This window comes from Pseudomonas sp. Ga0074129, from assembly GCA_001465025.1.
Taxonomy (GTDB): domain Bacteria; phylum Pseudomonadota; class Gammaproteobacteria; order Pseudomonadales; family Pseudomonadaceae; genus Aquipseudomonas.
Map to the genome: position 1 here is coordinate 1 of LNDO01000023.1, position 6,045 is coordinate 6,045.

The window sequence follows — 6,045 nt, forward strand, 5'->3', positions numbered from 1 at the left end:
GGCGTCGGCGAAGGTCATCTGCTTCATCGGAAAACTCAGCGGGTGGAATCCGGGTATTTTGCCAAAATCAGGAAGTCTTTTTCAGAGTTTCCCTAACAAGCTCAAGCGGGTGAGTCGTTCTGCGTGTCGATGATGTGCAGGCTGTATCCCGGCACTGCTTTGGCGTGTCGTTTGGCATCTGATGCCATAGCCGCCAGTCGGCTGGCATCCAACTGAGCGCAATGCTCGGGATGGACGTGTACAACGCCTAGGGACAGCGAGAGCAGGGCGTATTCCTGGCGCTTGCCATTACGGTCTTGGGCAACGAAACAGCCGGCGTGCAAATCTTCCTCACGGTAAAACCGTCGGCATTGGCTCTGAAAGTCTTCAAGTAGCCGGTTGAGTCGTGCGCGCCAGTCTGTTGAGCCCAGCACCAAGAGGAAATCATCGCCACCAATGTGACCGACAAAATCCCGAGTGGGATCGACTCTGTCGTTCAGGCATTGCGCCAGGCTGAGTAAGACCTCATCACCTTTTGCATAGCCGTAGATGTCGTTGAAGGGTTTGAAATTGTCGATATCCACGTAACAGACGACGGCTTCGCGGTTCTGTTGCAGTAGGCGTGTCAGGCATTGCTGGATAGGGACATTGCCCGGCAACAAGGTCAGTGGGTTGGCATAACGTGCCTGTTGAATTTTCAGCTCGGTGATCAGCTTAAGCACATCAATCACCCGGCCAAGGCCTGCATAGCTGCCTTGTTCAATGATGATGAAGTCTTCTTCGATACGTTGCCGGGCACGGCTGGTAAGCAGGCGGCTGACTTGTTGCAGTGATTGGCCAACCTCGACGGCCAAGTAGTCGTCACTCATCAGTCGGCTGATCGGTTTGCGGGCAAACAGTTCGTTGGCAAAGGGCTTGAGCAGTGCTTCTGAAAGGCTGTGGCGATGGACGATACCGCAGGGTTGCATGGCGTCATTGAGAACGGCCAGCGAGTTGAGGTTGGCTTGTGCGCGAAACATTTCTAGGACGTCACTGGTGGGCGTGCTGAGGGTCACTGCGCGTTGCGGGTTAAGCAAGCCGCGCAGGTCACCTGATTCTTCGCTGAGAGGGCTGCTGGCGGCGTTTGGCAGCATCTTAAAGGCGTCGCGCGGGGGAACCTCCTGCGGGCGACAGAGCAAATAGCCTTGCAGCAGGTCAACGCCCATGTCGGCCAGTACGGTGAGTTCTTCCGGCAGTTCGATCCCCTCGGCAATCACTTGTGCGCGTGAGGCTTTGGCCATTTTCAAAATAGAGCCGACGAACTCGCGCTTCACGGCATCTTGATGAATGCCATCGATAAAGTGCCGGTCGATCTTGACGTAATCAGGTCGTAATTCAGACCACAAGCGCAGGCTTGAATAGCCTGCGCCCAAGTCATCCAAGGCAATGGAAAAACCCATGGCGCGGTAGTGATGCAGAGCGGTGTCGAGCAGGGCGAAGTCGTCAGTGGGGGATTGCTCGGTGAGTTCGATGACCACCTGGCTGGGCGGAATACCCAGCGTTTGCAACAACTGTAGGGTTCGACCGGGCTGGTGTTTGGGTTCCATCAGCGAGTCTGGTGAGACGTTGAGAAACAGCTTGCCGTCGAGTTTGAGCTGGCTAAAACGCTGACAGGCGTTGCGTCGACAAAGTAATTCAAGCTCGCTCAAACGCCCGGCGCTGCGTGCGACGGCAAAAAGATTGATAGGCGAGTGCAACGCGCTGTTGGACGGGCCACGGCTAAGTGCTTCGTAGCCCAGAATGCGCCGCTCAGAGAGCGAATAAATCGGCTGAAACAGGGTGTGCAGATCGCTGTTGGCAAGGATGTTGTCCAGTGCACTGAACTGCTCGGTGGCAATCATTTAGGGTCTCGATGGCATAAAAAACGGGGACTGGCATTACTACCAATCCCCGCATTTCACGACAGTTTAATGACCCTTTGATGACGCTCGTGTTTATTGCTTGGCCAGTCGAGTATTGAGCCCCAGGTAGTCGAGCAAAATGCGCCCGGTTTCAGCCAGATAGGCGTCATCCTCAGGTTTTACTTTGTCGTCTTCTACCGGCAATGCATCCTCATCTTCTACCTTGAGTTTGTTCAGTGTCTCTTCGCCTTTGGCTTGGCGACGGGTGTTTTCGATGGCCAGTTGCTGCGCCTCGATATCCGCGTGCTGGGCCCGGCGAGTGACCTCATTGAGGCTTACGGTCGTTTCGGTCATCAGCTTTTGTGCCAGTTGCAGACGTTCGCGGGCAAAGGTGAAGTCTGGATTTTGCGCCGTTCGGTCTTCAAAGCGGCTTTGTAGTTCGGCGAGGAACGGTTTGATTGGATCAAGCTCAGGCTTGATCGCCGGTTTAATGCTGTCCCATGGCAAGGCTTCAGGCAGGGCGCTTTCACCGATTTCCTTGGTGTCCATTAAGTCTGGGTACTTGATGTCCGGTATTACGCCCTGGTTCTGGGTGCTTTGCCCCGAAACGCGGTAGAACTTGGCGAGGGTCAGTTTCAATTCGCCGTGGTTCAGCGGTTGGATGGACTGCACTGTGCCTTTACCAAAGGTTTGGCCGCCCAGAATCAGGGCGCGGTGGTAGTCCTGCATGGCCCCGGCAAAGATCTCAGAGGCTGACGCAGACAGGCGATTGACCAATACTGCCAGCGGGCCTTTGTAATAAACCCCGCTGTTTTCATCAGCCAGCACATCCACTCGACCATCGCTGTTACGCACCAGGACGGTTGGGCCTTGATCAATAAACAGGCCGGTCAATTCGGTCGCTTCTTGCAGGGAGCCGCCGCCGTTGTTACGCAGGTCAATCACCACACCGTCGACTTTTTCTTTTTCCAGCTCAGTCAGCAAGCGTTTCACATCGCGGGTGGTGCTTTTGTAGTTGGGGTCACCCGCGCGGAACGCTTTGAAATCCAGATAGAACGCTGGAATCTCGATCACGCCGAGTTTGTAGTCGCGGTTTTCGTGCTTGAGATTGAGGATCGACTTTTTCGCCGCTTGCTCTTCCAGCTTCACAGCTTCGCGGGTGATGGCGACCACTTTGCTAGTTTGATCATTGGGCGCGTTGCTTGCCGGGATGACTTCCAGGCGAACTTGCGAGCCTTTCGGGCCGCGAATCAGCTTGACCACTTCGTCTAGGCGCCAGCCGATCACGTCGACCATTTCTTTGCTGCCTTGGGCTACACCGACGATTTTGTCAGCCGGAGCAATTTGTTTGCTCTTTTCGGCAGGCCCGGCAGGCACCAAACGCACCACTTTGACGAACTCGTTATCGCTTTGCAGAACCGCGCCAATGCCTTCGAGCGACAGGCTCATGTTGATGTCAAAGTTTTCCGCGTTGTCGGGCGACAGGTAAGTGGTGTGCGGGTCATAAGACATGGCGAACGCGTTGATGTAAGCCTGAAAGACATCTTCACCGCGGGTTTGCTGGAGGCGCGCCTGTTGATTTTTATAGCGTTTTGTAAGCAGTTCTTGAATAGCCTTAGGTTCTTTGCCGGCAATCTTCAGGCGTAACACGTCATCTTTAACCTGCTTGCGCCACAGGTCTTCAAGTTCGCTGAGGTCTTTGGCCCAGGGTGCATCTTCCCGGTCGACCAGCAGGCTTTCGTCAACGGTAAAGTCAAATGTGTCGACGCCTTGCTCCAGCAAGCCCAAGGTGTAGGTCAGCCGGCTCTGCAGACGTTCCAAGTGACGCTTGTACATGGCAAAACCAGGCTGCAGGTCGCCGTTTTTCAACAAGTCATCAAAGCGCGTGCGCCATGGGTCGAACTCCGCAATATCAGCGGCGGTAAAGAAGCTGCGTGAGGGGTCGAGCATCTTCAGGTAGCCCTGATAGATTTTCTCGGAGCGCTCATCATTTAATGGTGGCTTGTTGTAATGATGACGTTTAAGCAGCTCAACGATGTTGAGGCTGGCGATCACCTGGTCACGGTCTGGCTGCAGATAATCCCAGGACGCATCTCGGGTGGTTTTAGCCGCGAGCGGAAAGGCGCTCAGGGCCAGTGAGAAGGCGAGGGTGACGCTGACTAGGGATCGCTTCATGCTGATTCGACGTGTGGGCAGTTGATAACGCATATTAGGCCGTCTTTAAGCGCGCCAGGTTCCATCGGCGCCATGCAAAAGCCCGGCGGTCTGCGCCGGGCTCGGTTCAATTGCACTATGGAGGCACCGTGAAGGCATTGCAAGGCGTGGAAGGCCGTGTGGAGTGGGTGGAGCGCCCCGCACCGAGCTGTGATGTGGGTGAAATTCGTATCCAGGTGGCGGCTGCCGGTTTGAACCGGGCTGACCTTCTTCAGTGCGCGGGGCACTACCCGCCGCCGCCAGGCGTTACGGATATCCTTGGGCTGGAATGCGCCGGCGTGGTGACCGAAGTAGGCGCCGGTTGCGACTGGAAGGTGGGCGATAGGGTGTGCGCGCTGCTCAGCGGTGGCGGCATGGCCGAGCAGGTGGTGGTGGATGCGCGTCATGCCATGCCGGTGCCCGAAGGCATGAGGTTGCAGCAAGCGGCTGCATTGCCTGAGGTTTATGCCACTGCTTGGTTGAACCTGTTTCAGTTGGCGGCGTTAAAACCGGGGCAAAAAGTCTTGTTGCACGCAGGCGCCAGTGGCGTGGGGTCAGCGGCCATTCAGTTGTGTAAAGCCTTTGGCAGCCCCTGCTGGGTGAGTGTTGGCAGCGCGGCGCGCTTGAGCTATTGCGAGAGCCTGGGTGCGCAGGGCGGTGTGTTGCGTGGTGACGAGCAGTTGCAGGCGTTGCGCGATTTCGGACCCTTCGATGTGATTCTTGACCCGGTCGGCGGGCGCTATGCCGCACTGAATCTGGATCTGCTGGCGTTGGACGGCCGCTGGGTCAACATCGGTCTACTCGGTGGGCGGGCGGCAGAGTTGGACTTGGCCCTGGTGCTGGGTAAACGCATCAGTTTGATTGGCTCGACGCTGCGCAACCGTGATGAGCAATTCAAGGCCGATTTGCTGCGTGATGTGCAGCAGTTTGTTTGGCCGCTGTTTGCCGAAGGCCGCTTGCAGGCGCAACTTCAGCGCAGTTTTGCCATCAAAGAGGCCGAACTGGCATTTGCTGAGTTGGCGACTAACACCGTCAACGGCAAGCTGGTGGTGGTTATAGATTCATCATTGGTTTGAGCCGCGTCTTCGATTGGCTCACTCAATCGGAATCATGGCGGCAATCAATAAGCTTTTTTTGCATAAGGGGCTAGAATGCGCCCTGTCAAAACTTCTTAACCCTCAGAAGGAATCAGAGATGTCCCTCATCAATACTCACGTTCAACCGTTCGCTGCTAATGCTTTCCACAACGGTGAGTTCATCCAGGTCACCGAGCAAAGCCTGAAAGGCAAGTGGTCCGTGCTGATTTTCATGCCGGCTGCTTTCACCTTCAACTGCCCGACTGAGATCGAAGACGCCGCTAACAACTACGCTGAATTCCAGAAAGTTGGCGCTGAAGTCTACATCGTCACCACTGACACCCATTTCTCGCACAAGGTATGGCACGAAACTTCGCCTGCCGTTGGCAAGGCGCAGTTCCCGCTGGTAGGTGATCCGACTCACCAGCTGACCAACGCGTTTGGCGTGCACATCCCGGAAGAAGGCTTGGCCCTGCGTGGCACCTTCGTGATCAACCCGGATGGCATCATCAAGACCCTGGAAATTCATTCCAACGAAATCGCCCGTGATGTTTCTGAGACCCTGCGTAAGCTGAAAGCAGCTCAGTACACCGCCGCCAACCCAGGTCAGGTTTGCCCGGCTAAGTGGAAAGAAGGCGAGAAGACTTTGGCTCCTTCGCTGGACCTGGTTGGCAAGATCTAAATCTGCCAGCGGTATCCCTGAGCTCCGGCTCAGGGAACGTAACTAGCGCTGTCAGGGTCGCAACCCGACCCTTGTGGTGCCCGATGCCCGGGCGCGATCCGCCCGGGCATTCTTTTGCCCAGAATTTTTGTCATTGAGGCCTGAATTCAACCCATAAGTGCAACGCTCACCCCTGCATACACTTCGTACGGTGTCTTCCAGCCCAGGCGTTTGCGTGGGCGTAAATTGATCTTCG

The 6,045-nt window shown here is 55.9% G+C and carries 4 protein-coding genes; 2 read left to right on the forward strand and 2 right to left on the reverse strand.

Annotated elements, in window-relative coordinates; translation table 11 throughout:
- Positions 1-101: 101 nt before the first annotated feature.
- Positions 102-1,859 carry a bifunctional diguanylate cyclase/phosphodiesterase gene (locus AUK77_RS01570; RefSeq protein WP_296125469.1) on the reverse strand — a complete coding sequence of 586 codons (1,758 nt, stop codon included), beginning with the start codon at positions 1,857-1,859 and terminating at the stop codon, positions 102-104.
- Between the two features lie 93 nt (positions 1,860-1,952).
- Entirely contained in the window at positions 1,953-4,067 is a 2,115-nt protein-coding gene (locus tag AUK77_RS01575) for a carboxy terminal-processing peptidase (protein ID WP_296125470.1), read from the reverse strand.
- A gap of 95 nt (positions 4,068-4,162) precedes the next feature.
- Between AUK77_RS01575 and AUK77_RS01580 the strand changes: the two genes are divergently transcribed.
- Both AUK77_RS01580 and ahpC read left to right on the forward strand, forming a co-directional pair.
- Positions 4,163-5,128 (forward strand): NAD(P)H-quinone oxidoreductase, encoded by a 966-nt coding sequence (locus tag AUK77_RS01580; RefSeq protein ID WP_296125472.1) that lies wholly within the window; start codon positions 4,163-4,165, stop codon positions 5,126-5,128.
- A gap of 118 nt (positions 5,129-5,246) precedes the next feature.
- On the forward strand, positions 5,247-5,810 hold the full coding sequence (gene ahpC / locus AUK77_RS01585; protein ID WP_296125474.1) for an alkyl hydroperoxide reductase subunit C: 564 nt from the start codon (positions 5,247-5,249) through the stop codon (positions 5,808-5,810).
- Positions 5,811-6,045 lie beyond the last annotated feature (235 nt).

Bases quoted from the DNA above. Each gene is read 5' to 3' on its own strand.
- AUK77_RS01570 (WP_296125469.1), bottom strand. From the start codon at position 1,859: ATGATTGCCACCGAGCAGTTCAGTGCACTGGACAACATCCTTGCCAAC.
- AUK77_RS01575 (WP_296125470.1), bottom strand. From the start codon at position 4,067: ATGCGTTATCAACTGCCCACACGTCGAATCAGCATGAAGCGATCCCTA.
- ahpC (WP_296125474.1), top strand. From the start codon at position 5,247: ATGTCCCTCATCAATACTCACGTTCAACCGTTCGCTGCTAATGCTTTC.